Here is a 23,257-nt window from a genome sequence, read left to right on the forward strand (position 1 = left end):
GCGCGCCGCCGGCGTGGCGTCAATTCGCGGCCGGTGCCGCCTCGGGCGCGCCCCCCTCGAGCGCGGCGGGAACCGGCTCGGCGGCGTCCGCGCCGTCGGCCGGGGCGCTCCCCGCGACGGGCAGATCGCCCGCGGCGGCGGGACGCTCGAAGTCGATGGCGAGCATGTCGCCCTCGATCCGCTGCTGGAACGGGACGCGCTCGCGCAGCTTGATGTCCAGGACGTAGCTGGACCCGCGCCGCGCGGGGGTGACCACGGCGACGGCCGACGGGAAGAACGAGGTGTCGAGGTGGCGCAGGTCGTTGCCGCGCGTGGCGCGGGTGTTCTCGAGCTCCACCCGGATGACGTTCTCGCCGACGTCCTGGATGGTGAAGCGGGGCGTCACGGTCGTGCGGATGTAGACGCGCGAGGCGCCGGGGAGCTGGCGGAAGCCGACCTCGCGCAGCCGCGCGCTCGGCGCGCCCACGTCGAGCCGGTCGGCGGACCCGTCCTCGGCGGCAGCCCTCTCAGCGAGCGCGGGAGACGCCTCGGGCGCCGCCTCGGCGCTCGCCGCTGCCCGCTCGAACGCGGCCGCGTCGTCGGATGCGACCGCCTCGCTGCGCCCGTTCGCGGCGGCGAGCTCGTGCTCGGCGGCGGCCCGCGCCTCCGCGGCCGCCCGGGCGTCGGCCTCCTCCCGCGCCTTCCGGTCCGCCTCGGCGCGTGCCTGCGCCGCCGCCTCGCCCGCCTCGGCCTCCGCCCGCGCGCGCTCCTCGGCGGCGGCCCGCTCGCTCGCGACCGCCTCCTGCCGCTCCTCCTCGTAGGCCGCGCGCGCTTCGGCCGCGCTCCTCGCCTCCTCCTCCGCGCGCGCCCGCTCCGTCGCCGCGACCTTCTCGGCTCCCGCAGCCTTCTCGGCCTCCGCAGCTTTCTCGGCCTGCGCAACCTTCTCGGCCTGCGCAACCTTCTCGGCCTGCGCAACCTTCTCGGCCTCCGCAGCCTTCTCCGCCCGCGCAGCCTTCTCGGCCTCCTCGGCGGCCTTCGCCTGCTCGGCTTCGGCCCGCGCCTGCGCCTCCGCGGCGGCGCGGGCGGTGGCCTCCTCCTGTGCCTTTCGCTCCGCCTCGGCCTGCGCCTCGGCGCGCGCCCTCGCCTCCGCTGCCTCGCGCGCGTCCGCGTCGTCGGCGGCCGCCACCGCCGGCGCCGTACCGGCGGGCTTCGCCACGCGGACGACGAGCGTGGTCCCCTCCGCCAGGACCTCGGGGGGATCCACCTCGAGCTGGAAGGCCACCATGATGCGCGCGATGGACGTCGCGTCGGATCCGTAGGACAGGTTCTTCACGAGGTTCACGACCCCGTTCCGGACCAGGATGTCCTCGGGCACGCCCTGGAACTTCGCCTCCGACAGGTCGATCACGAACCGCGGGGGATCGGCCATCGAGAAGGTCGTGAAGTTCGGCGCCTTGGAACCCTTCACCTGCAAGACGACCGCGGCACCCTCGTCCCTCACCTCCACCGCTGAGACGACGTTCAGGCCGCCCGCGGCGCGGGCGCTGCCCGCGAAGGCGAGGACGAGCGCGAGGAGATGACGAGGACGCATGCGTGGGCTCCCCTGGAAGATCGGCCGGCAGGTTAGCATGCGACCGGGCGAGCCCCAAAAAAAGCCTAGGCGTTACAATGCGATATCTACCTACCCCGGCACGAGCAGGTCCCTGGCCTCGCCGACCAGGTAGAGCGACCCGGCCACGCAGACGACGCCGCCGGGGAGCGCCGCGCGCCGGGCGCAGGCGATGGCGTCCGCCACCGAGTCGTGCACGTCGGCTGGCGCGCCGAGGCCGCGCGCAGTCGCCGCGACCTCGTCGGCGGGGCGAGCACGGGTGGAAGCGGGCGTGACGACGTGCAGGGCGCGCGCGGCCCGGACGAGCGCCGCGAGCATCCGGGCGTGGTCCTTGTCGGCCAGCACGCCGAACACCAGCTCCACCGGACGTCCGGGGTACATCGCCCGGAGCGCGGCTGCCAGGGCGGCCGCGCCGTCCGGGTTGTGCGCTCCGTCGAGGAGCACGCCGGCGACCTCCTCGAGCCGCCCCGGCCAGCGCGCCGTCGCGATCCCGCGGGCGATCGCCTCGTCGGAGAGCGCGACCCCGGCCCGGGAGAGCTGGCGCAGCGCGGCGTCCGCGAGCCCGGCGTTGCCGCGCTGGTGCGGGCCCGGCAGCGCGATGGCGCCCGGGTAATCCCGGGCGGCGACCACGAACGGCGCGCCGCGCCGGACGGCCTCCGCGTGGAGCGCCTCCAGCGCCGCGGGGGGCTGCCGCCCGTGGACCACCGCCGGCACGCCGGGCTTGAAGATGCCGGCCTTCTCGACCGCGATCCGCTCGACGGTGTCGCCGAGCAGCTGCGTGTGATCGAGGCCGATGGCGGCGATGGCGGTGACGCGCGGGACGATCGCGTTCGTCGCGTCGAAGCGGCCGCCGAGCCCCACCTCGACCACCGCGGCGCCGACGCCGGCCCGCGCGAAGTGGAGCAGGCCCGCGAGCGTGGCGAACTCGAAGTAGGTGAGCCGGTCGCCCTCCCCGCCCCCGTCGTGCCACGGACAGGCCCGGCGGATCTCCTCCACCACGGCGGCGAGCTCGTCGTCGCCGATGGCGGCGCCGCGCACCTGGATCCGCTCGTTGAAGCGGACGAGGTGGGGGGACGTGTAGAGGCCCACCTCGTGGCCGGCGGCGGCCAGGGCCGCGGCCGCCATCGCGCAGGTGGACCCCTTGCCGTTCGTCCCGCCGACGTGCAGTACGGGGTAGGCGCGCTCGGGACGCCCCAGCGCGTCGAGCGCGCGCTGCATGCGCTCGAGGCCGAAGCGCATCGCGAGCGGCTGCAGCCCGGCGAGGTAGGCGTGGGGATCGGCCATGACTCAAAGCCAGTCGGTCAAGCGCTGCGGCCTCGGTCCTCGGAGCTCTGGCCTCGGCGAAGCGGCGCGGCTGCGCGGGCTTCAGCCTGAAGCCCGACGCGTGAAGCCCGTCCGCCGGGCGTTCACTCAGCCGAGCAGCGACATCAGCTGCCCGAGCCGATCGCGCATGTCGTGTCGGTGCACGATGGCGTCGATCATGCCGTGCTCGAGGAGGAACTCGCTCCGCTGGAAGCCCGGCGGCAGCTTCTCGCGGATGGTCTGCTCGATCACGCGCGGCCCGGCGAAGCCGATGAGCGCCTTCGGCTCGGCGATGACCACGTCGCCCAGCCAGGCGAAGCTCGCCGCCACCCCGCCCGTGGTCGGGTGGAGCATCACGGAGACGTAGGGCTTGCGCACCGAGCGGAAGCGGTGGAGCGCCGCGGACGTCTTCGCCATCTGCATGAGGGAGAAGATGCCCTCCTGCATGCGGGCGCCGCCGGTCGAGGAGAAGACGATGGCCGGGATCCTGCGCTCGTAGGCGCGGTCGAACACGCGCGTCACCTTCTCGCCGACCACCGAGCCCATGGAGCCGCCCATGAACTCGAACGCGAAGGAGCCGATGGAGACCTGCTGGCCGCCGATGGCGCCCACGCCGGAGATGAAGGCGTCTCGCAGCCCGGTGCTCTTGAAGGTCCCCTTGAGCCGATCCCGGTACCTCTTCGAGTCCACGAAGCCGAGCGGGTCCTGGGGAGTGAGCTCGGCGTCGAGCTCCTCGAACGAGCCATCGTCGAGGACCAGCTCCAGGCGCCGCCGGATGGGGAGCGCCTCGTGCTGGCCGCACGACGGGCACACGTTCCACTCGCGCTCCAGCTCGGCGCGCGCGACGACGTTCTCGCACCCCGCGCACTTGTGCCAGATGCCCTCGCCCTTGGCGAGCGGGGGCGGGGGGGAGGCGGGCGTCGACTCCTTCGCCTTCACCTTCTTCTGCTTGGAGAACCAGGCCATTTGCGGTGGGTGACCTCGCGAGGGAGACGTGGGCTTAGCCGACCTTCCGCGCCGGTGTCAACGAACCGCCTGCGACGCGCCGCGGCACGGGCGCGGTCGAAAACTGGCGATGACGGATCGCTCCGCTACGATGCCCGTCAAGCACTCCGAGCGAAGGCTGCTCCCCGATGCGCCTCACCACCGTCCTCCTCGCCGCCCTGCTGCTCCTCGCGGTCGCCCTCTAGCGACCCGCGCAGCCCGCGCCCGCGCCTCAGGGCGCCGCGCCTCCCCACGTGTCACCTGGCTCCTGGCCGCCGGGCCCGTATCGTGCGCCGAGCGGGCTTGCGGCCGTCGCGCGGTCGCGATAAGGGCCCGCCATGTCCCTCACCTATCGCGACGCGGGCGTCGACATCGACGAGGGCGACCGCCTCGTCGAGCTCATCAAGCCCCATGCCCGCCCCACCCTCCGCCCGGAGGTCCTCGCCGGGATCGGCGGCTTCGGGGGGCTGTTCGCGCTCGACGTGAAGAAGTACCGCGAGCCGGTGCTCGTCTCCGGCACGGACGGGGTCGGGACGAAGCTCAAGGTCGCCTTCGCGGCGAACCGGCACGACACCATCGGCATCGACCTCGTGGCGATGTGCGTGAACGACGTGGCGGTCGTGGGCGCCGAGCCGCTCTTCTTCCTCGACTACTTCGGGACCGGCAAGCTCTCGGCCGAGCAGGGCGCCGAGGTGGTGAAGGGCATCGCCGAGGGCTGCCGCCAGGCGGGCTGCGCCCTCATCGGCGGCGAGACCGCGGAGCTCCCGGGCTTCTACGCGCCGGGCGAGTACGACCTCGCCGGCTTCGCGGTGGGCTGCGTGGAGCGGTCTCGGATCGTGGACGGGAAGGGCGTCGCGCCGGGCGACGTCGTCGTCGGGGTGGCGTCCACGGGGCTCCACTCGAACGGCTACTCGCTCGCGCGCAAGGCGCTCATGGACCGCCACCCGCTCGACCGGCGCTTCGACGGCCTCGGCGGTCGGACGCTCGGGGAGGCGCTCCTCGAGCCCACCCGGATCTACGCTAAGGACGTCCTCGCGCTGCTGGACGCGGTGCCGGTCAAGGCGTTCTCCCACATCACCGGGGGAGGCCTGCCCGGCAACGTCCCGCGCACCCTCCCCGACGGCACCCGCGCCGTGCTCGAGGAGAAGCGCTGGCCGCGGCCCGCGATCTTCGATCTCGTCGAGCGCGAAGGGGGGGTCCCGCGCGACGAGATGTACCGGACCTTCAACATGGGGCTGGGGCTCGTGGCGGTGGTCGCCCCGGGGGACGAGGCGGCCGCGCACGCCGCGCTGCGCGCCCGCGGGCTCGACGCCTGGACCGTCGGGCAGATCGAGGTGGGCACCGGCGAGGCGACCTGCGAGGTGGTGCGGTGATCCGGGTCGGCGTCCTCGCCTCGGGCGGCGGCACGAACCTGCAGGCGATCCTGGACGCGTGCGGGGCCGGGGGCGCCGCGCGCCGCATCGACGCCGAGGTCGCGGTGGTGGTGTCGAACGTCCCGACCGCCGGCGCGCTCGATCGGGCGCGTCGCGCGGGGGTCGCGACCGAGGTCCTCCCGTCCAAGGGCGTCGCGGATCGGGAGGCCTACGACCTCGCGCTGGTCGAGGTCCTGCGCGCGCATCGCGTCGAGGTGGTGTGCCTCGCCGGCTACATGCGCCTCGTCACCCCTGCCTTCCTCCGCGCCTTCGGCCCGACCTCCGGGTCGCGCGGCTGCCCGCGCGTGCTGAACGTCCACCCTGGCCTCTTGCCGAGCTTCCCCGGGCTCCACGCGCAGCGGCAGTGCGTCGAGTACGGCGCGCGCTTCGCCGGCTGCACCGTGCACTTCGTGGACGAGGGGACCGACACCGGCCCGGTCATCGCGCAGGCGGTCGTGCCGGTGCTGCCGGACGACGACGACGCGGCGCTCGCCGCGCGCATCCTCCAGCAGGAGCACCGGCTCTATCCGCAGGCCATCCAGTGGCTGTCGGAGGGGCGGCTCTCCGTCGAGGGGCGCCGCGTGCGCGTGGACGGCGCGCGCGCCGCGCCCGCGGCGCCGGTCACGAACCCGGTCGTCGAGCTCGGCTGAGGTCGCGCCGCGCGACGCGCAGGGGCCCACGACGGCAGCGGTGAGCCGTTGCCAGCGGTGGGGCCCCAGCTGCTCCGCTGCCGGGGCGGGGCGCAGCCCCCGTCCAACTGATCCGTTTGGCGTCCGGCCGAACCCGAGTAGACTGCCACGCCCGTGGCGCAGACCTTCCGTCCCCCCGCAACCCAGCGCATCTACGACGTCTGCGTCGTCGGCTCGCAGCTCGGCGGCGTCGTCGCCGGCGCCCTGCTCGCCCGGCGCGGCCTCCGCGTCTTGCACGTCGCGCACGACGACCCGGGCTTCCACTACGCCGATCACGGCTACGTCCTGCCGTTCGGCCCGGCGGTCGTCCCCTCCCCGCGCCAGCTGCCGAGCGCCGAGGCGGTCCTCTCCGAGCTGGGCCTGGCGACGGACTTCTCGCGCGCGCTCGTCCCCTCGGATCCGGACCTCCAGCTCCTCCTGCCGAAGCACCGCGCCGACCTCTCGCGCGACCCCGCGGTGCTGCGCATCGAGCTGCGCCGCGAGTGGCCGCAGGAGGCCGAGGCGCTCGAGGCCTCCTTCGCGAAGCTCGGCACGCTCTTCGACTTCGCCGGGTTCTTCCTGCGCGCGGCGCCGCCGCTCCCGCCCGACGGCTTCATCGAGCGCCGCGAGGTGAAGAAGGCCATCAAGCTCGCCTCGTCGGCGCCCGGCGCGCCGCCGGAGCCGGTCGGGGTGGCGCGGCCGTTCGCGGGGCTCGAGGATCACGAGCTCGCGCAGAGCCTCGCCATCGCGCACCGCTATCTCACCTACCTCGACGGCGAGCCGTCCCCCCTCTCCCTCGTGCGCCTCCTCGGCGGCGCGTTCCGCGGCACGAGCCGGCTGCCCGGCGGCCAGGGGACGCTGCGCGAGATGGTCCGGCGCCGCATCGCGGAGTCGCGCGGGGAGCTCCGCGGCGGCCCGGGCGAGCCGGCGGTCGCGACCGGGTTCGAGATCGAGGGCGGCAAGGTGGAGGCGGTGCGGCTCGCCGACTCTCCGGACGCCCACGTCGCACGCGCGTTCATCGCCGCCACCGACGCGGACCGCCTGCTCGGGCTGCTGCCCGCGGACCTCCGGGAATCGCGCGCGCTCGAGCCGCTCCGCGGGATCCGCCCCCGGCGCCAGCTCGTCTCGGTGAACCTCGTCGTCAAGCAGACGGCCCTGCCCCCGGCGCTCGCCGAGAACGTCGTGGCGCTCCGGAACGCCTCCGGCGGCGACGGGCTCGACAACGCGGTGTTCCTCCAGGTCCTCCCCGCCCGGCGCGAGGGTCGAAAGGGGCCCGGCGACAAGGGAGCGGCCGGGGAGCCCGTGTCGGACGAGCGCGTCGTGTGCGCCTCGGGCTTCATCTCCGCGGACGTGCGAGGCAGCGCCGCGCTCCGCGAGGCGGCCGGCCGCATCCGCGAGGCCGTGGCCGACGCCATCCCGTTCTTCGAGCGCCACCTCATCGCCGAGTCCGCGCCGCTGCTGGCGTCGCCACACGCCGCCGAGCTCCCCCCGGTGCACCCGCTCTACGAGGCGAACCTCGACGAGTTCCTCGGCGTCACCGGCCTGCCCGTGAAAGGCCCGTGGAAGAACCTCTTCTTCGCCGGCCGGGAGGTGCTCCCCGGCCTCGGGATCGAGGGCGAGTTCTACGCGGGCATCCAGGCGGCCGGGCACGTCGCCGCGCTGCTCGGCTCGAAGGCCCGCTGAAGTAGGCGTCGCGCCGCCGGGGTGGCTGGGCGCGATCCAGCCCTTGCATTTCCGCCGCCGTTGCGTAATATCCCGCGCTCTTTCGGTTTTCGGAGCAAGCCATGGCACGCCGCTGCGACATCTGTGGGAAGGGCCCGCTCGTGGGCAACAACGTCTCCCACGCGAACAACAAGTCGAAGACCCGCTCGCTGCCGAACCTGCGCTCTGTCCGCGCGACGGTCGACGGCACGGTGAAGCACGTGCGCGTCTGCACGCGCTGCCTCAAGGCCGGCAAGGTCGTGAAGGTCGCGCACGGCGCCTCGCGCGCCTCGGCGCGCGCCTAGGGCAGTTCGCCCGCCTCTCGGGCGCGCTCTCCGTTCCCCGCGCGGCCTCTCTCGGACCGCAGCCGAGCGCCACCCCCCGACCTGCGTGCAGCCGTCCGCGGACCCGGAGCCGGGTCGCAAGGCGTTGCGCCGGCCGGGGCGGTGCGCCATGGGGGTGCGTGATGGCAAAGGACGACAGGTCGCTCGCCCCCGCGGAGCTCCGGGACGCCCGCACGGCGCTCGCCGCGGCGCGCGGCCGCAAGCGGCTCGACGTGATCCTCGACGCGCGCGATCCGCAGGCGCTCGTGCGCGCGCTGCCCGCGGACGAGCTCTACTTCACGGTGCGCGACATCGGCCTCGCCGACGCCGCCCCCATCGTGCAGCTCGCCTCGGCAGAGCAGTTCAAGATCTTCGTCGATCTCGACGCCTGGTCCCGCGCCGGCTTCGACGCGCGGAAGGCGCTGCCCTGGCTGCGCGCGGCGCGCGCGGGCGCCCAGCTCGAGCCGAAGGCGGCGGCGCGCTGGGAGCGCAAGCTCGCGGCGCTGGATCGCGAGCTCCTCCACCTCGTCCTGCGCACGACGCTGCGCGTGCACGACCTCGAGCAGGATCCGGACCCGGAGCTCACGAGCGACCGCTTCATGCGGGCGCCCGAGGGGAAGTTCGTCATCGAGTTCCTCGTCGACGGCGCCGAGTACATGGCCGTCCGCGGGATCCTCGACGACCTGTACGCGGAGGACCCGTTCGCGGCCACGCGGCTGCTCTCCTCGATCCGCTGGGACCTGCCGAGCGAGCTCGAGGAGACTGCGCTGCGGTGGCGCGCGGGGCGGCTCGCCGATCTCGGCTACCCTTCCCTCGACGAGGCCCTCTCCTGGTTCGCGCGCCCGCCGCGCACGCCCGCCACGGCGCCGGGGCTCGCTGCGCGCCCGCCCGGCTTCTTCCTCGCGACGCTCGCGACGTCGTCGCTGCTCGACCGCGCGTTCGCCGCCCTCGCCCCGTCCGAGCGCGACGCGCTGGAACGGCAGATCGTGTCCGCGGCGAACGCGGTCCTCGTCGCGGACGCCGTGGACCCCGGCGACCTCGAGGCGGTGCGCGCCGCGTTCGGCGCCGCGCGGGCGTACCTCGAGCTCGGCCTCGAGAAGCTCTCCGGGGAGGACGAGGCCCGCGCGGCCGAGGTGCTGGCCGAGACCCCGGTGAAGCGGATCTTCCAGGAGGGGTTCGGGCGCGTGCTCGAGCTGCGCTGGCGGGCGGAGCGGCTCCTCGCCGCCGCCGGCGGGGCCGAGCGGTTCCGCTCGCCGCTCTCGGAGCTGCTCACCGCGCTCGCGCGCCGCAGGCCCCGTTACTTCCCGGGCATCGAGGCGCCGCGGGAGGAGTGGGGTACCCCCATGGCCGCGGCCTTCGAGCCGCGCCACTTCCGATCCTCGGCGGACCTCGCCCGCACCGCGGCCGCGCTCGACGCGGCCGAGGCGGAGGCCGGGGCGGCACCCGCGCCGTAGGACGACGGGGCTGCCGCCGGCGCCCTACCCGGCCTCGACGAACGTCGCCTCGCGGGCCCACTCCTGCGTCTGGTCGAGCTGCTCGTCCGAGAGGATCCCGCCGTCCCGCAGCAGCCGCACCTCGCTGCGCATGTTCGTGTCGAGCAGGTACGGCCCGTCGGTGTTGATGGTGAACTTCACGCCCCGCTGCCAGAAGCGGCGCAGCACCTCGCCGAGCTCGTCCAGCGAGGCCACGGCGCGGGTCGCCAGGTTGGAGCTCGGGCAGATCTCCAGGACCACGCCGCGCTCGCGGAGCAGATCCATGACGCGCTCGTCCTTCGCGGCGCAGATGCCGTGGCCGATCCGCTGCGGCTGCAGCTCCTCGACCACCGCCCGCACGCCCTCCGCGCCGGTCCCGGCGGTCTCGCCCGTGTGGACGGTCGTCTTGAGGCCAGCCGCCCGCGCCCGCGCGAACAGCTCGCGGTAGCGCTTCACCTCTCGACCGTCCAGCTCGATGGCGTTGCGCTCGGTCCCGGCGAGGTCGATCCCCACCACGCCGCGGCGCCGGTAGCGGATCGCCTTCTCGACCAGGATCTCGTTCAGCCGGGCGTCGAACTCGCGGGCGAGGCAGAAGATGATCCCGGCCCGCACGCCGTACTCGAGGACCGCCCGATCCATGCCGCGCAGCGCCGCGTGGATGATGTGATCGAGATCGCGCTCGCCGCCGACGTTGCGCTTCATCGGGTTGAAGCGCAGCTCGATGAGCGAGACGCGCGAGGAGCGGTACTCCTTCCCGATCACCTCGTAGACGCTGCGCTCCATCGCCTGCGGCGAGGACTGGATCCGCTCCGTCCAGGTGTGGAGCACCGCGAGGTACTCGTCGAGCGACCTCACCTTCCCCGGCCGCGCCGAGACGAGCTCCTTGAACTCCCAGTAGTCGGAGACCGGCAGCTTGAAGCCCTGGTCGTGCGCGATCGACCAGAGGATGTGGGGGGCGACCGCGCCGCCGACGTGGATGTGGAGATCCGCGAGCTCCCTGGGCATGTCGCTCCGTCGTGTTCGCTTCGGGTTCGGACCGCTCAGGACTGCGCCTCGTCCGGCGCCGCGTTCGCGGGTGCGCCGAGCCCGAGCCCGCACTCCGGGCACTCCGCCGGCCCGCCCGCGCTCACCGCGAAGGCGTGCCCGCAGGCGGGGCACGTCACCTCGCCGCCCGCGTCGAGATCCACTCCCGTCTGGCCGCGCGCGGCGGCCGCGGCCGCCGCCGGATCCTCGAGCAGCTCTGCCCAGTCCTTGCGCAGGAACTCGCCGGCGCGCGGGACCTCGTCGCGCGGCACGTAGAGGTTCCAGAGCGGGTGCGCGCGCTCCTCGGGCCGCGCCGGCGGCACCTTCTCCATCTCGGGCGCGAGCCCCTGGACCTCCAGGAGCGACATCATCTCGCGGACCGACGCGTAGCCGGATCGCGTGATGAGCGCGAGCCCCTCCCCCTCCGCGTCGCACGTCACGCAGGCGCCGGCGTCGTCGAGCGGCGTCGAGCACTTCTGGCAGAGCTGGGCCATCGGCGTCCTCCCTGGCGCGTCCTCGCGCGCCCGGGATTCTAGCCGGACCGGCTCCCGTGTGCCCGCGTCGTCGGCGCGCCCGGCTCGTCTTTGGCGCGAATCGTCAGCGCGCCGGCTTCGCGTTCGGTGCGCGCCTCGGAGCGTGCTTCGCCGCGACGGCGCGCTCGAGCGCCGCCGGCGGTCGGGCCGCGGGCGCGGCCGCCTCCGTCGCGATCACGCGGGGAGCCTCGGCCTGGACCGGCTGTGCCCGCTCGTGCACGGGCCCGGCCAGCACGGCGACGGCGAGGAGGGCGGGCGCGAAGAGGAAGCGGTACAGGGCCATGGTCGGCCTCCCGGGCGGCTTGCGGGCGGAGCGTGGACGACCATGACGGTGAGGCGGCACCCCCGCGGCGCCAAGCGGCCAGGATGGGGGACGCGAGCCGCGCGTCCTCCGGTATACTGCGCGGCCCTATGATCATCGACGGGAAGCTCATCGCAGCGAAGGTGCGCGGCGAGGTCGCAGAGGCCGTGCGCGCGCTCAAGGCCTCCGGGGTCGCCCCCGGGCTCTCCGTGGTGCGGGTCGGAGACGACCCCGCCTCGGCCATCTACGTCCGCGGCAAGCGCAAGGATTGCGAGGAGGTCGGGATCCGCTCCGACGAGCATCACCTCCCCGCGACGGTCTCGCAGGCCGACCTGCTCGCGCTGGTGGCACGCCTCAACGCCGACCCCACCGTCCACGGCATCCTCGTGCAGCTCCCGCTGCCGAAGCACCTCGACGAGCGGGCCGTGCTCGACGCCATCGACCCGCGCAAGGACTCGGACGGCTTCCACCCGTTCAACGTCGGCGCGCTCTCCATCGGCATCCCTGGCACGCCGCGGCCGTGCACGCCGGCGGGCGTGATGCGGCTGCTGGACGAGGCGAGGGTCGATCCGAAGGGCAAGCGCGCCATCGTCGTCGGCCGCTCGAACATCGTGGGCAAGCCCATGGCCGCGATGCTCCTCGAGCGGCACGCCACCGTCACCATCGCCCACTCGCGCACGCAGGACCTGGCCGGCGAGGTCGCCCGCGCCGACATCGTGGTGGCGGCGATCGGAAAGGCGGAGCTCATCCGCGGCGAGTGGATCCGCGAGGGCGCCGTGGTGATCGACGTCGGGATGAACCGGCTCGACGACGGCCGCCTCGTGGGCGACGTCGAGTACGCGGCCGCGGCGCGGCGCGCCTCGGCGATCACGCCCGTCCCGGGCGGGGTCGGCCCGATGACCCGCGCCATGCTGCTCGTCAACACCATCGAGCTCGCGAGGTCGGGCGCGCGGTGAGGCGGGCGGCGGTCGCGGCCGCGCTGGCCGCCGTGCTCGCCGGCTGCTCGCCGGCGAGCCCGACGTTCACGGTCCGCTCCGCGCGCGCCCGGAACCCGGGCCCGGCGCCCGCCATCGCCGGGCCGTTCGAGCGCGTCCTTCACCTCGCGGACTTCGGCGACCCCACCGATCAGCAGGGCGAGGTCGCGCGCGCCGTCATCCGCGCCCACGAGCGAGCGCCGTTCGCGCTCGGCTTCTTCCCGGGCGACAACGTCTACCCGTGTGGCCCCGACGTGACCGCGCCAGGGGCGGACGCGTGCCGGTTCGGCGACGACGGGAACACCCTCGCACCCGGCTTCTCCCCGCCCGCCGATCCGTCCTTCTCCCGCCACGACGCGCCGCTCGCGCGGCTCGCGGGTCCTCCCGCCGCGGAGGTCTACCTCGCGCTCGGCAACCACGACGTCGCGACCTGGACGGACTGTCGCCGCAGCGGCGATCCGGTGGCGGAGGGCAGGCTCAAGGCCTGCCTCGAGGTGGCGCACCGCTCGCCGGTGTGGCGGATGCCGGGGCGCCACTACGCCGTCGAGCGCGCCGCCGCGCGCTTCCTGGTGGTGGACACGAACCCCGTCGAGGAGCCGTACGGCGGGTTCGCGCTGGAGGACGAGGTCGCCTTCGTGCGCGACCAGGCGGCGGGGTGCCGGGCCGACGCGTGCGAGTCCGAGCCGGGCGGCTGCGAGAGACCGTGGTGCTTCCTCGTCGGCCACCACCCGCCCGTCACGGCCGGCAGCCACCGGGACGACGCGACGCCGGAGCGTCTCGCCCGCATGGACGAGCTCCTCGCCGCCGGCGCCGGCCGCATCCGCGCGTTCCTCGCCGGGCACGACCACGATCTGCAGCACCTGCGCTCGCCCGAGGGGCTCGACGTGCTGGTGTCCGGCAACGGCGCGCGGGGCCGCCCCGGGGAGCGGTTCGACGGGACCTCCGTCCCGGGGACCGAGGTGATCTTCGCGACGGTGCGCTGGGGCTACGGCGTGCTCGAGGTGGCGCGCGACGGCTGGCGCTACCGCTTCGAGGACGACGAGGGCAAGGCCGTCTACTGCTGCGCCGCGGTCGCCGGCGGGCGCTGCGAGCCGGTGCGCTGCCACTGAAGGACCCCTTCGCGCGCAGTGCGTTCGAGGCGGCGACAGCCCCGTTCCGGGGCGCCCGGGCCTCCCCTGCGTTCCCGCCTTGCGGTCGCGCCGCCAGGGAGGTAGTGCAAGGGCGCGTCTCCGCGGGATCTTCCGCGCCCGGCGCGCTTGACCCGAGAGTCGACCCCGATAGAATTCGCCCGCCTTTCCCGGTTGTCCCCGAGGCGCCCATGGCCCAGCGAACGCCCCTCTTCGACACGCACGTCCGCTCCGGCGCGCGGATGGTGGAGTTCGCCGGCTGGGAGATGCCGGTCCAGTACGCCGGCGTCCTCGCGGAGCACGAGGCCGTCCGTACGCGCGCCGGCCTCTTCGACGTCTCGCACATGGGCGAGGTCGTCTTCCGCGGGCCGCGCGCCCTCGAGGCGCTGAGCCGGCTCTTCACGAACGACCTCTCGAAGGTCGCCGACGGGCAGGCCCAGTACGGCTGTCTCTGCCGCGAGAGCGGCGGGATCGTGGACGACGTGGTCGTCTACCGCCGCGCCGCCGACGATCTGCTCGTCTGCGTGAACGCCGCGAATCGCCAGAAGGACCACGAGTGGCTGGCCGGTCACGCCGCCGGCGCCGACGTGAGGAACGAGTCCGACGAATGGGCGCAGCTCGCCCTGCAGGGACCGCTCGCGGCCCGGGTGCTGCAGCGGCTCACGAGCGCGGATCTCCCCGCCATCCGCACCTACCGCTTCGCCCGGGGCGAGGTCGCAGGCGTGCCCTGCCTCATCGCGCGCACCGGCTACACCGGCGAGGACGGCTTCGAGCTGTTCTGCCCGCCGGACGCCGCCGCGCGGCTGTGGGACGCCGTCGTCGACTCCGGCGAGCCCGAGGGGCTCCAGCCGTGCGGCCTCGGCGCGCGCGACTCGCTCCGCCTGGAGATGGCGTACCGCCTGTACGGCTCGGACATGGACGACGGCACGACGCCGCTCGAGGCGGGCCTGGGCTGGGTGGTGAAGCTCGACAAGGGCGAGTTCGTCGGGCGCGACGCGCTCGTCCGCCAGAAGGAGCAGGGCCTCGCGCGGAAGCTCGTCGGCTTCGTGCTCACCGACCCCGGCATCGCGCGGCACGGCTACCCGGTGGTGCAGGACGGGCGGAAGGTCGGCGAGGTGACGAGCGGGACGCGCAGCCCGTCGCTCGGGACCTCCATCGGCCTCGCCTACGTGCCCCCGGCGCTCGCCGCCGAGGGCTCGACCTTCGCCGTCGAGATCCGCGGGCGACCCGCCGCGGCCAAGGTCGTGAAGACGCCGTTCTACACGCGGAAGTGACGAGGAGGCGGACGCCATGGATTTCCCCGAGGACCTCAAGTACACGCGCGAGCACGAGTGGGCCCGGCAGAAGGGCTCGAGGATCGTCATCGGCATCACCGACTTCGCCCAGGACCAGCTCGGCGACGTGGTGTTCGTCGAGCTGCCCGAGATCGGCGACACCGTGAAGAAGGGCGAGTCCTTCGGCGTGGTGGAGTCGACGAAGGCCGTCTCCGAGCTGTTCGCCCCGATCTCCGGCAAGGTCGTCGAGGTGAACGACCCGCTGGCGGACGCCCCCGAGACGATCAACTCGGATCCGTACGAGGAGGGCTGGATGATCGCCGTCGAGCCCTCCGACCCGAAGGAGGTCGAGGCGCTCATGGACGTGCGCGCCTACCGCGCCTTCGTCGAGGAGCAGTAGCAGCGTCCGCCGCCGGCGGTCGCGTCACGATTCAGCCTCGCGGCCGCTCGCCCGAGCCGGCCCCGACGGGCCACAGGAGTCCGCGCCTTGCGCTACCACCCGCACACGCCCGAGGACGTCCGGGCGATGCTCGACGTCATCGGGGCGGAGAGCCTCGACGACCTGTTCCGCTCGATCCCGGAGCGGCTCCGCCTGGCCCGCCCCCTCGACCTGCCTCCCGCGGCCGACGAGATCACGCTGTTCGCCGAGCTCCGCGCCCTCGCGGCGCGCGACGACACCGCCCACCCGCCGTTCGTCGGCGCCGGCTGCTACCCGCACCACGTCCCGCCGGCGGTCGATCAGCTCCTGCTCCGCGGCGAGTTCTTCACGGCCTACACCCCGTACCAGCCGGAGGTGTCGCAGGGCACGCTGCAAGCGCTCTTCGAGTGGCAGACGTTCGTGTGCCTCCTCACCGGCATGGACGTCTCGAACGCGTCCATGTACGACGGCGCGACCGCCATGGCCGAGGCGGCCCTCATGGCCACGCGGGTGACGGGGCGCAGCAAGATCGTGGTCTCGGCCGCCGTTCACCCGGAGTACCGCAAGGTGCTCGCCACCTACCTGCGCTCGACCGGCGACGAGATCGTGACCGTCCCGTTCGGCGCCGACGGCCGGACCGACCTCCGCGCGCTGGAGGCGGCGGTGGACGGCGGGACGGCCGCGGTGATCGTCGGCTACCCGAGCTTCCTCGGCGTGGTCGACGCGCTGCCGCAGGCGGCCGCCATCGCCAAGAAGGCCGGCGCGCTCACCGTCGCGGTGACCGCCGAGGCGGTGGCGCTCGGGCTGCTCCAGGCGCCCGGGGCCCTCGGCGCGGACGTCGCGGTGGGCACCTTCCAGAGCTTCGGGAACCCGATGTCCTTCGGCGGTCCCGCGCCCGGCTTCTTCGCCATCCGCGAGCAGTTCGTGCGCCAGATGCCGGGCCGGGTCTGCGGGGCGACGGTGGACAAGCACGGGCGGCGAGGGTTCGTGCTCACCCTCTCCACCCGCGAGCAGCACATCCGCCGGGAGAAGGCGACGTCCAACATCTGCACCAACTCCGGGCTCGCCGCCCTCGCGGCCACCATCCACCTCGCGCTGCTCGGCAAGCAGGGGCTCGCGGAGCTGGCGCGGCTGAACTTCGCCCGCGCCCGCATGCTGAAGGACGCGCTCGGGCGCGCCGGGATCGCCCCGCTGTTCTCCGCGCCCCCCTTCAACGAGCTGGCCTTCGACGTCGGCGACGCGGAGGCGGTGGTGGCGCGGCTCGCCAAGCGCGGCATCGCCGCCGGCGCCCCGCTCGCGCGCTGGTACCCGGAGCTCCCGAGGGCCAAGGGCGCGCTCCTCAGCGTCGCGACCGAGCTGCACACCCCCGAGCTCATCGAGCTCTTCGCGCAGTCGGTGAAGGGATAGCCATGGGAAACCCCACCGGCTGGAGGCCCAGCATGGAGAAGGACGCGAGGACGACCGCGGGGGACGCGGGCGTCGGGTCCGGCGGCGCCACCCGCGGGCTCGTGCACGAGGAGCAGCTCCTCTTCGAGCGCGGCTCGACCGGGCGCAGCGGGGTGTCGCTCCCGGCGCCCGGCGGCGACTTCGATCCCGCGCGCGAGCTGCCGGCCGAGCTGCTCCGCGGCGGGGTCGACGGGATGCCGGAGGTCTCGGAGCTCGAGGTCGTGCGTCACTTCACGCGGATGTCCGTGTGGAACCACGGGATCGACACGGGCTTCTACCCGCTCGGCTCGTGCACCATGAAGTACAACCCGAAGTCGAGCGAGGCGCTCGCGCGCCTGCCCGGGTTCGCGAACGTCCACCCCCTCGCGCCCGCCGAGCTGGCGCAGGGCGCGCTCGAGCTCATGTACCGGCTGGAGCGGGCGCTCTCCGAGATCGCCGGCTTCGACCAGACGACGCTCGCGCCGGCGGCCGGCGCGCAGGGCGAGCTCTGCGGGCTCATGATCATCCGCGCCTGGCACGAGGCGCACGGCAACCCGCGCAAGAAGGTGCTCATCCCCGACACGGCGCACGGGACGAACCCCGCGTCGTCCGCGCTGAACGGCTACGACGTCGTGCAGCTCGCGTCGGGCCCCGACGGGCGCCTCCACCCGGAGACCGTGAAGGCGGCGATGGACGAGGACGTCGCCGCGATCATGATCACGAACCCCAACACGCTGGGCATCTTCGAGACCCACATCGCCGAGATCGCCGAGATCGTGCACGCGAAGGGCGGGCTCGTGTACGGCGACGGCGCGAACATGAACGCGCTGCTCGGCGTCGCGCGCCCCGGCGACATGGGCTTCGACGTCATGCAGTACAACCTGCACAAGACGTTCGCCACGCCGCACGGCGGCGGCGGGCCGGGCTCCGGCCCGGTCGGCGTGAAGGCGCAGCTCGCGCCCTTCCTCCCGCTCCCGGCCGTGGTGAAGGAGGGCGAGCGCTACCGCCTCGTCGTGGACCCGGCGGAGCGGCCGCAGACCATCGGGAAGCTCCGCGAGTTCTGGGGCAACTTCGGGATGTTCGTCCGCGCCTGGGCGCTCATCCGCGAGTACGGGCCCGACGGCGTGGCGCAGACCGGCAAGCTCGCCGTGCTGAACGCGAACTACGTCCGCAAGCTCCTCGAGGGCACCTACGACCTGCCCTACGAGACCGACTCGTTGCACGAGGTGGTCTTCGACGACAAGCTGCAGAAGGCGAGCGGCGTCACCACGATGGACGTCGCGAAGCGGCTCATCGACCACGGCTTCCACCCGCCCACCGTGTACTTCCCGCTGGTGGTCTCGGGCGCGCTCATGATCGAGCCCACCGAGACGGAGTCGAAGGAGACGCTCGAGCGCTTCGTCGCGGCGATGAAGGACATCGCCGCGGAGGCGCAGGCCGCCCCCGACGCCGTGAAGGCCGCGCCGACGCGGCCGGTCCGCGCCCGCCTCGACGAGACACGCGCGGCGCGGAAGCCGGTGCTCCGCTGGCGCCCCGGGATGAAGGTCGAGTAGCTCTCGGCGAACGATACCGGGTCTGCGCCCTTCGACTTCGGCGCTCCGCGCGCCCTTCGCTCAGGGTGAGCGGGCGGCGTCCTCGCTTCCTTCGCCCGCCGGCTAGTACCCGCGGGCGGCGCGCGCGCGCAGGAACGCCTCGCGCACCGCGGCGTGGTCCTCGACCAGGCGCTGGTACTCTCCGTGGAACAGGTCCGACGCGACGATGAAGTCGGCGGTCGCCCGGTTGCACGCGGTGGGGATGTTGTAGAGCACCGCGATGCGCAGCAGCGCCTTCACGTCGGGATCGTGCGGCTGCGGCTCGAGCGGATCCCAGAAGAAGATGAGCACGTCGAGCTCGCCGTCGGCGATCTTCGCGCCGACCTGCTGATCGCCGCCCAGCGGCCCGCTCTTGAAGCGGGTGACCGGCAGGTCCGCCTCGGCCTGCACGAGGCCGCCCGTGGTGCCGGTGGCGAACAGCCGGTGCTCCTTCAGCACCTGGCGGTTGTACTTCACCCACTCGAGCAGGTCGTCCTTCCGGCTGTCGTGCGCGATGAGCACGACGTTCTTCACGCCTTCCATCTTGACGCGCCGCGTCTTGTCCATCGCAGCCGTATACCGCGTCCACGGGCCCGCGACATCGGCGTGATCGTGACGATCGGGCGCCGGGCGCCCGGGCGGTGGTCCGCCGGGACGCCTAGCGGCCGGGCGCGGCGGGCAGCGCGAAGCGCGGGCGCGTGCCGTCCCAGGACAGCTCGAACCGCCACCGGGCGAGCAGGATCCGCCCGTCCTGCCCCACGAGCGCGCGGGGGGGGTTCGGGAAGGGCGCCGCGGCGCGGATGGCGCGCACCACCTCGCGGTCGTAGAAGTCGAGCCCCGAGCCGCGGACGACGCGGACGTCGCGGAGGCCGCCGCCGGGGTCGAGGACGATGTCGACGAGCGTGCCGCGCGTCCGGCGGCCGTAGCGCTGCGCCGCCGGATCCCGCGCGTCCATCGCGCGGTTGGGATCCCACTCCCGGGCGATGGCGCCCTTCACGCGGAGGAAGAACTCCGCGAACCGGAACCGGCGGGTGCTGAGCGAGGTCGCGTCGCCCTCCTCGACGCCCACGAGCCGCTCGCCGGGGCCGCCGCCGAGCCGCTCGAACGTCGCGGCGGTGGGGAGGAGGCGCGGGTCGTAGCGTCCGGCGCTTCGGGCTCCCCCGTCCCCCGCGGAGAGCTCACCGCCGGGCCGGGCCGCGTGCCCGACGGGTCCGGCGGCCTCGTCGCCCGTCGCGAGGGGAGCCAGCGCCCGCCGCGCGCGCGCGACCGCGTCCTCGCGCGTCGCGGCCTCGCCCTCCCGCCCCGGCGCGGACGCGGCCGCGGTCCCCTCCTCGCCGCGCTCCGGCACGCCCTGCGCCCCGGCGGCGCCGGGGACGGCTCGCGCGAGCGGGTTGTCCCAGCGGCGCTCGCCCGCCTCGCGCGACTGCACGTCGCGGGGCGAGGTGCCGTCGTGGTCGGAGAGGAACCGCCAGCGCTCCGGCGCGCGTCGATCGGGCGACGGCGGCGCGGCCACGACCTCGCCGCGCGGGTCGGGCGATCGGCGAGGAGGGACCGGAGGCGGAGGCGCGACGGTGGGCGGAGTCGGCTCGGGCACGGGCGCGCGCTCCTCCCCGTCGATCGCGCGGTTCGCCTGCCAGCGCGCGCCGGACACCACGGCGAGGCCGACCCGCGCGGCGGAGGCCGCGCGGTGAGCGAGCGTGAACGCCCCAGCGGAGTGCAACGCGGCGACGAGGGCGCCGTTGACCGCCGCGGACACGGCGAGGGCGACGATGGCGCGGACCGACGGCCGCTCGCGGCCCGTACGCGCTTCATTGCCGGAAGGGTTCGGCACGCGGGAGGTGAACAGCGCGCGCGGTCCATTCCTGCCCGCAGGCTACCGCCCACGTGCGCCGAACGCCGCCCGGCGTGACGTGCTGCCCGCCCGCGGGCGGGCGGCGAGCGGTCAAGGCTGCGGCCGCTCCCACATCACGAACGGCCGGCGGTCGGCGGGATAGAGCGTGAAGACGAAGGGGACGCGCGTCGTCTGCTCGGAGCCGAACAGCCCGCCGGGCGGGTTGGGGAACGGCTGCGCCTGGCGCACCGACGTCATCGCCACGCGGTCGAAGAAGTCGACGTTGGACGACTGGAGGACCGAGAGGCCCGTCACGTGGCCCGCGCGGTCGAGCGTGACCCCCACCACCACGGTGCGCTCCTTGTAGAAGAAGTGCTTGAACTCCGGGTCGCGCTCGCGAACGGCGGCGCGCACGCGTGGGTACCAGTCGGCGCCGATCTCCCGCCGGACCTGGTTGAAGAACGTGGCGTACTTGAACTCGCGGGTGTTGAGGGCCGTCACGTCGCCCTCCTCCGCCTCCCCGTAGCCGTCCATGTTCGGACCGCCCGCGAGCCGCGCGAGCGCCTCCCGGCCGACGGACAGGTCCGGCCGGGTCGGCCCCTGCAGTCGCTCGGCGCCGTCGCCCGGGGCGCCGGGGATCGCGGGCGCGACGCCGTCGACCCGCTCCCGGCCCTGCTGCGGCGGGATCTCGCCGCCTGGGCCCGGCGCGAGCGCCAGCTTCTCCTGCTGCTCCTGGCGAGCCGCCCGCGCGCGCTCCGCGCCGGTGCCGCGCTGACCCGAGGTCCCGTCCTTCGCCTCGGTCCGACGCTCCGCGCGCCCCCCCTCCCCCGCCGCCTCGCGGCCGGGAGAGCCCGGCGACGGTCGCGAGAGGAGGTTCGGCGAGTTCCCCGCGTAGCGCGAGACGGTCTCCTGCTCGACGCGCCGGTTCCGGTCGGAGAGGTAGCGGCTGTCCTTCGGCGGCGCGTCCTCGCCGGGCGCGTCGGGAGCGAGCTCCACCACCTTGCCCTTGGGCAGCTCTTCCTTCGGCGGCGCTGGCGGTGAGGCGCGCGGGGGCGTGGGCGGCGGTGGCTGGCGATCCACCGCGCGGTTCGCTTCCCAGTCCGAGCGCGACAGCTGCGCCAGCGAGACGGGCCGGACCGGAGCCGGCGCGCGGAAGGTGAAAGCGCCCGCCGAGAGCAGGCCCCACAGCAGGGCGGCGTTCGCCCCCAGCGACAGCGCGATCGCGAGGAGCGTGCGGACGCCGAGGCGATCACGGCGAACGCGGCGCCGGAGGCGGGGTCGAGTCGGCGTCATGGCTCCCTGGAGAATGTAACAGAGCGCCTCCCCGTTTCCTCCCGTAGCGCTGCTTGCCATGCACGGGCACGGTTGACCTCCCGGGCGCCGGCCGGTAAACAGCGCGCGCGCATGCGTGCCGAGCGAGACATCCGGCCGTCGCCGGCCCGCCCTCCCGTGAGGGTACGCCGCGCCGCCCTTGGGGCGCTCGCGCTGCTCGTGGGCGTCTATGCGTCGGCGCAGGGGCTCACCCACCTGCCCGCCTTCCAGCGGTGGGCCCGGGACCGGATCGCGGCCGAGCTGCGACTCCGGTTCGGCGACGTGACGGTCGCACCCGGCGTCGCGATCGATCCGCTCTTCCGGGCGCGCTTCGGCCCGGTCACCCTCCCGGGCGCGAGCCCGCGCGAGCCGCTGGTCCGGATCGAGCATGTCACCGTCCGCCCGCGCCTCCTGGAGCTCCTGCGCGGCCGCGTCGAGCCCGCCTCGGTTCGGCTGCGGGGGATCCGCATCGCGGCCGGTCCGCGCGGACGAGCGCTCCGCGCGCTCCTCGACCGCCGCACGCGCGCGGCGCCTCCCGTCGACGGACGGCCCGCGGAGTCGCCGCGCCCGCGCCCCGCGGCGCGCGCCCCCTTTCCGTCCATCCACCTCCGCGGCGTGATCGTGGTGCTGCCGCTCGGGCGGCGCTCCGCGGAGCTGGGCCCCTTCGACGCCGACCTCTCCGGCGAGCGCGACGCCGCGGCCACCGCCTTCGCGCTCGCCCTGCGGCTGCCCGGCGGCGGCCGGGGCGAGGTCACCGCGCGCAGCCAGGGCGACCGCTGGCACGCGCGCGTCCGGCTCGATCACCTCGGCCCGGCGCTCCTGTCGCCGGCGCTGCAGGACGCTCCCGCGACGCTCGCGGACGGCGTGCTCTCGGTCGAGCTCGAGGCGGAGGCCGACGACCGGCTCACGCGCGCGGAGGCTCGCCTGCGCGCGTCCGGGGAGCGGCTGTTCGTCTCGGGCGAGCGCGTCGCCGAGACCCCGCTCGGCCCGTTCCGGGCGGGCGCCGAGGGCACGGTCACGTGGGATGCCACGGAGCGCCGCGTGGCCTTCCGGGAGGGTCTCCTCTCGCTGGGGAGCGCGCTCCGGGTCGCCGTCGCGGCGGAGGCCCGGCTCGGCTCGGGGCTGCCGTTCAGCGCCTCCTTCCGCGCCGACCGCGTCGACTGGCCCGCGCTCGTCGCGGCCGTCCCCCCGGCCCTCGCTCCACCGCCGGAGGCGCCGGTCCCCCGCGGCGATCTCGACGCCAGCCTCGACGTCGCCGGCCCGCTGCTCGCCCCCTCCGCCTGGACCCTCCGCGCCTCGCTCGAGCTCGCGCGCATGCGGGAGGCGTCGCGCAAGGGGACGCCGGCCGCGCTCCGCAGGCCCTTCCCGTACCACCCGGTGGACGGCGCGGGCGAGCGGGGCCGGGCGTTCGAGATCGGCCCCCGCACGGCGACCTTCGTCCCGGTCGCGGAGCTGCCGGAGCACGTCATCCGCGCCGTGACCACGAGCGAGGACGCCGGCTTCTTCGGCCACCCGGGCTTCGACTTCGCCGAGCTCCAGGATGCCTTCGTCCGCGGCGCCGAGGAGGGCCGCGTGGTGCGGGGCGGCTCGACCATCACCCAGCAGCTCGCGAAGAACCTCTACCTCTCGCGGGAGAAGACCGTCGCCCGCAAGCTGCGCGAGGCGGCGATCACGATCGCGCTGGAGGCGGCGGTCCCCAAGGCGCGCCTCCTCGAGATCTACCTCAACCTGGTGGAGTGGGGTCCGGGCGTGTTCGGGATCGGCGCGGCGGCCCAGCACTGGTTCGGCAAGGACGCCCGCGAGCTCTCCGCGAAGGAGGCCGCGTTCCTGGCCTCGATCATCCCGAACCCGATCCGCTACCACGGCATGCGCGCCCGCGGCAGCCCGAGCGACGCCTGGGAGCAGCGGGTGGAGGACATCCTGCTGAAGATGACGGAGCAGGGGGCCCTCACCGACGAGGACCTGCTTCGCGCGCTGTCGGAGCCGATCGTCTTCCGCGAGGGCTGACCGCGGCCCCTG

At 74.7% G+C, this 23,257-nt stretch carries 21 protein-coding genes; 12 read left to right on the forward strand and 9 right to left on the reverse strand.

Annotated features, from left to right (window positions below; all coding sequences use genetic code 11):
* Positions 1 to 19: 19 nt before the first annotated feature.
* From ANAE109_RS12840 to accD, 3 genes are all read right to left on the reverse strand, one after another.
* Positions 20 to 1,570: an AMIN domain-containing protein gene (locus ANAE109_RS12840; RefSeq protein ID WP_012097302.1), complete on the reverse strand. Its 1,551-nt coding sequence runs from the start codon at positions 1,568 to 1,570 to the stop codon at positions 20 to 22.
* Positions 1,571 to 1,660: 90 nt separating this feature from the next.
* A complete protein-coding gene (locus ANAE109_RS12845; RefSeq protein ID WP_012097303.1) occupies positions 1,661 to 2,872 on the reverse strand; it encodes a folylpolyglutamate synthase/dihydrofolate synthase family protein in 1,212 nt (403 codons plus the stop codon).
* 126 nt (positions 2,873 to 2,998) lie between these two features.
* On the reverse strand, positions 2,999 to 3,856 hold the full coding sequence (gene accD, locus ANAE109_RS12850; protein WP_012097304.1) for an acetyl-CoA carboxylase, carboxyltransferase subunit beta: 858 nt from the start codon (positions 3,854 to 3,856) through the stop codon (positions 2,999 to 3,001).
* A gap of 356 nt (positions 3,857 to 4,212) precedes the next feature.
* Here accD and purM point away from each other — a divergent pair, with 356 nt between their 5' ends.
* The 5 genes from purM (at position 4,213) to ANAE109_RS12875 (ending at position 9,432) form a co-directional block, all read left to right on the forward strand.
* On the forward strand, positions 4,213 to 5,247 hold the full coding sequence (gene purM, locus ANAE109_RS12855; protein ID WP_012097305.1) for a phosphoribosylformylglycinamidine cyclo-ligase: 1,035 nt from the start codon (positions 4,213 to 4,215) through the stop codon (positions 5,245 to 5,247).
* Entirely contained in the window at positions 5,244 to 5,936 is a 693-nt protein-coding gene (gene purN / locus ANAE109_RS12860) for a phosphoribosylglycinamide formyltransferase (RefSeq protein WP_012097306.1), read from the forward strand. Before purM ends, purN begins: the two co-directional genes overlap by 4 nt.
* A gap of 153 nt (positions 5,937 to 6,089) precedes the next feature.
* Entirely contained in the window at positions 6,090 to 7,637 is a 1,548-nt protein-coding gene (locus ANAE109_RS12865) for an NAD(P)/FAD-dependent oxidoreductase (RefSeq protein WP_012097307.1), read from the forward strand.
* A gap of 101 nt (positions 7,638 to 7,738) precedes the next feature.
* Entirely contained in the window at positions 7,739 to 7,960 is a 222-nt protein-coding gene (gene rpmB / locus ANAE109_RS12870) for a 50S ribosomal protein L28 (protein WP_012097308.1), read from the forward strand.
* A gap of 161 nt (positions 7,961 to 8,121) precedes the next feature.
* The gene (locus tag ANAE109_RS12875; RefSeq protein WP_012097309.1) at positions 8,122 to 9,432 is read left to right on the forward strand and encodes a DUF6178 family protein; all 1,311 of its coding nucleotides are present in this window, start codon (positions 8,122 to 8,124) and stop codon (positions 9,430 to 9,432) included.
* Between the two features lie 24 nt (positions 9,433 to 9,456).
* Here ANAE109_RS12875 and ANAE109_RS12880 read toward each other — a convergent pair whose 3' ends face one another.
* From ANAE109_RS12880 to ANAE109_RS12890, 3 genes are all read right to left on the reverse strand, one after another.
* The gene (locus tag ANAE109_RS12880; RefSeq protein ID WP_012097310.1) at positions 9,457 to 10,455 is read right to left on the reverse strand and encodes an adenosine deaminase; all 999 of its coding nucleotides are present in this window, start codon (positions 10,453 to 10,455) and stop codon (positions 9,457 to 9,459) included.
* A gap of 35 nt (positions 10,456 to 10,490) precedes the next feature.
* On the reverse strand, positions 10,491 to 10,967 hold the full coding sequence (locus tag ANAE109_RS12885; RefSeq protein WP_012097311.1) for a hypothetical protein: 477 nt from the start codon (positions 10,965 to 10,967) through the stop codon (positions 10,491 to 10,493).
* A gap of 103 nt (positions 10,968 to 11,070) precedes the next feature.
* Positions 11,071 to 11,289, reverse strand: a complete 219-nt coding sequence (locus ANAE109_RS12890) for a hypothetical protein (RefSeq protein WP_041448320.1) — start codon at positions 11,287 to 11,289, stop codon at positions 11,071 to 11,073.
* 128 nt (positions 11,290 to 11,417) lie between these two features.
* Between ANAE109_RS12890 and folD the strand changes: the two genes are divergently transcribed.
* From folD to gcvPB, 6 genes are all read left to right on the forward strand, one after another.
* On the forward strand, positions 11,418 to 12,263 hold the full coding sequence (folD, locus tag ANAE109_RS12895; protein WP_012097313.1) for a bifunctional methylenetetrahydrofolate dehydrogenase/methenyltetrahydrofolate cyclohydrolase FolD: 846 nt from the start codon (positions 11,418 to 11,420) through the stop codon (positions 12,261 to 12,263).
* The gene (locus tag ANAE109_RS12900; protein WP_012097314.1) at positions 12,260 to 13,390 is read left to right on the forward strand and encodes a metallophosphoesterase; all 1,131 of its coding nucleotides are present in this window, start codon (positions 12,260 to 12,262) and stop codon (positions 13,388 to 13,390) included. The genes folD and ANAE109_RS12900 overlap by 4 nt, the downstream gene beginning before the upstream one ends.
* A 209-nt stretch (positions 13,391 to 13,599) precedes the next feature.
* A complete protein-coding gene (gene gcvT, locus ANAE109_RS12905) occupies positions 13,600 to 14,682 on the forward strand; it encodes a glycine cleavage system aminomethyltransferase GcvT (protein ID WP_012097316.1) in 1,083 nt (360 codons plus the stop codon).
* A 16-nt stretch (positions 14,683 to 14,698) separates the two neighbouring features.
* Positions 14,699 to 15,082 carry a glycine cleavage system protein GcvH gene (gene gcvH / locus ANAE109_RS12910; protein ID WP_012097317.1) on the forward strand — a complete coding sequence of 128 codons (384 nt, stop codon included), beginning with the start codon at positions 14,699 to 14,701 and terminating at the stop codon, positions 15,080 to 15,082.
* An 87-nt stretch (positions 15,083 to 15,169) separates the two neighbouring features.
* Positions 15,170 to 16,507, forward strand: a complete 1,338-nt coding sequence (gene gcvPA / locus ANAE109_RS12915) for an aminomethyl-transferring glycine dehydrogenase subunit GcvPA (protein WP_012097318.1) — start codon at positions 15,170 to 15,172, stop codon at positions 16,505 to 16,507.
* Positions 16,508 to 16,509: 2 nt separating this feature from the next.
* A complete protein-coding gene (gene gcvPB, locus ANAE109_RS12920) occupies positions 16,510 to 18,078 on the forward strand; it encodes an aminomethyl-transferring glycine dehydrogenase subunit GcvPB (protein WP_012097320.1) in 1,569 nt (522 codons plus the stop codon).
* A 102-nt stretch (positions 18,079 to 18,180) separates the two neighbouring features.
* Here gcvPB and ANAE109_RS12925 read toward each other — a convergent pair whose 3' ends face one another.
* The 3 genes from ANAE109_RS12925 to ANAE109_RS24890 form a co-directional block, all read right to left on the reverse strand.
* Positions 18,181 to 18,663 (reverse strand): methylglyoxal synthase, encoded by a 483-nt coding sequence (locus tag ANAE109_RS12925; RefSeq protein WP_012097321.1) that lies wholly within the window; start codon positions 18,661 to 18,663, stop codon positions 18,181 to 18,183.
* Between the two features lie 91 nt (positions 18,664 to 18,754).
* Positions 18,755 to 19,927, reverse strand: a complete 1,173-nt coding sequence (locus ANAE109_RS12930) for a TonB family protein (protein WP_012097322.1) — start codon at positions 19,925 to 19,927, stop codon at positions 18,755 to 18,757.
* Between the two features lie 111 nt (positions 19,928 to 20,038).
* The gene (locus tag ANAE109_RS24890) at positions 20,039 to 21,220 is read right to left on the reverse strand and encodes an energy transducer TonB (protein WP_012097323.1); all 1,182 of its coding nucleotides are present in this window, start codon (positions 21,218 to 21,220) and stop codon (positions 20,039 to 20,041) included.
* Between the two features lie 111 nt (positions 21,221 to 21,331).
* Between ANAE109_RS24890 and ANAE109_RS12940 the strand changes: the two genes are divergently transcribed.
* Positions 21,332 to 23,245, forward strand: a complete 1,914-nt coding sequence (locus ANAE109_RS12940) for a biosynthetic peptidoglycan transglycosylase (RefSeq protein ID WP_012097324.1) — start codon at positions 21,332 to 21,334, stop codon at positions 23,243 to 23,245.
* Positions 23,246 to 23,257 lie beyond the last annotated feature (12 nt).

The sequence above is a fragment of the Anaeromyxobacter sp. Fw109-5 genome (assembly GCF_000017505.1).
Lineage (GTDB): Bacteria > Myxococcota > Myxococcia > Myxococcales > Anaeromyxobacteraceae > Anaeromyxobacter.